General features: G+C 45.6%; 1 pseudogene. It reads left to right on the top strand.

Features of this window, described 5'->3' with window-relative positions:
• Positions 1-182: 182 nt before the first annotated feature.
• Positions 183-410, top strand: a pseudogene (locus AB4585_RS28340) (patatin-like phospholipase family protein); the annotation flags it as partial.

The following is a 410-nucleotide window of genomic DNA, read 5'->3' as shown; positions in this document are numbered from 1 at the left end:
ACCTTGGTAGGGCCAATGATTTGTCACAAAGTGTGTTAGATTTAAAGGTATTCTAGTAAACGGATTTATAGGAATATCAATTGCTTCGTAACACATTCCTTGTCGGCATATGTGCAGTTTTTGCTTTTACTGTACAGGCGCAATCTGCATCCACAGCAGAGTCTAAACAAGTTAAATCAAATTCCAGACCTACCATTGGCGTAGTGCTCGCTGGTGGCGGGGCAAAAGGTGCTGCTCACATAGGGGTGCTTAAAGCCCTTGAAGAGATGCGAATTCCTGTTGATATCATCACCGGCACTAGTATGGGTTCGTACGTTGGCGGGCTCTATGCTACCGGGCAAAGTGCCGATCAAATCAAAGGTTACCTAACGACAGTTGACTGGAACTCGGGTTATCGCGACCAAGTAAAC

Origin of the sequence: Vibrio sp. 10N.222.49.C9, assembly GCF_041474985.1 — a bacterium.
Taxonomy (GTDB): domain Bacteria; phylum Pseudomonadota; class Gammaproteobacteria; order Enterobacterales; family Vibrionaceae; genus Vibrio; species Vibrio crassostreae_C.
This window is presented reverse-complemented; position numbering and strand designations above follow the sequence as displayed.